This window comes from Thalassobellus citreus (assembly GCF_044385915.1).
GTDB lineage: Bacteria > Bacteroidota > Bacteroidia > Flavobacteriales > Flavobacteriaceae > Thalassobellus > Thalassobellus citreus.
On the sequence record NZ_JBISCC010000046.1, the window covers coordinates 1 to 1249 of the forward strand.

Annotated in this window: 1 protein-coding gene; it reads right to left on the reverse strand. The window is 29.3% G+C overall.

Features of this window, described 5'->3' with window-relative positions; genetic code table 11:
- Positions 1-281 precede the first annotated feature (281 nt).
- Positions 282-1088, reverse strand: a complete 807-nt coding sequence (locus ACH5TX_RS00220; protein WP_439337553.1) for a Shedu anti-phage system protein SduA domain-containing protein — start codon at positions 1086-1088, stop codon at positions 282-284.
- Positions 1089-1249 lie beyond the last annotated feature (161 nt).

Consider the following 1249-nt stretch of genomic DNA (forward strand, 5'->3'; position numbering starts at 1 on the left):
ATTCAATTTGAGTGTCAGTCCGCTTTTCAAATTCCGCTGTTATTTTTTCTCTTTCCTCAAGATTTTGGGAAAAGCCAGAAAATTGAATAAAAGCAAAAAACATATAAATAAGAACTTTCATTGTTTTCATATTGTTGCCAACGGTTGTGTATAAGAATAGTGCGTTTTTGTGTCCGAGGATTTTCCGCAGGAAAATCAGAGTGACTAAAAAAGCACTAACTTTTTGATTAAGGAATAAATTTAAGCATTATTTCTTATACTTTGTTGTGGTGCGTTTTTTCTCAATAGTTTTTAGCTATTTTTAAAAAGTTAAAAGAATCAATAAGGTTATCGTAATGAAGGATTTTTATATTATTTCTTTTTAAATATTTTCTTTTTAATTCATAAGTTTTATCTTTAAAATCAGTCCTTCTTCCAGCAATAACTACATAATTAATTCTTGATTTATCTAAAGTCAGAAACTCATCAGGTAAACTCTTTATTGGGCTTTTAAATTTATTAAAAATTAGTTTTAAAGAATTAAAATTTCCTTCAATCCAACTGTCCCAATCTTCTACTTGCTTAATTCCTTTTCGAAAGGTTGAGCCAAATTCTCCATTTTTCAAAGTTATTTGTCCACACGGGTTTTCAATTTCGACAAAAATGAAGTTATAGCCTCCAGAAGATTTGCCAATTAAAAGATAATCCGCCCGAAAAGTTGACGTTAATTCAAATTCTTTAAAAAGAAATGCTTTATGATGTCCAAAACCATAACCTGTATGAAATAAAGATGCGATAATATTAAAGTTATTATCCTTGTTTATAAAGTTTAAAATATTCCTTTCATTTGGGTTCGTATCTATTAATTCTTTAAACTGATTCCCTAATTTTTTTAGATATTCAGTATCCTTGAGTTTAGTTATGTTTAGATAATGGTTCGGAAATAAAGATTTGTAGTGATAAGATGCCGTAGGAAGTAATTCGTGATATTTATAAAGTTCAGATACTGAAAGACCATCTACTTTAACTTTATCAAAATAGAGTTCAGCGTTCTTTAATTCGGTTTGTTCCTTTTCTGTTAATTCTCTATAGTCTCTATTATATAGCATACTGTTTCTTCAAATGCACCACAACGGTTGTGTGTATGGTTTCGTTGCGTGAAAATCCGAGAGGATTTTCCGCCGTAAACCAAAGATAATAAAAATGCGAGGATTTTCCGATAGGAAAATCAGAAGCAATGAATTATACACTTTGTTGTAAACAGTTTTTA

What these genes read in the sequence shown, in the direction of transcription:
- ACH5TX_RS00220 (WP_439337553.1), bottom strand. Translation starts at nt 1,088, where the DNA reads ATGCTATATAATAGAGACTATAGAGAATTAACAGAAAAGGAACAAACC.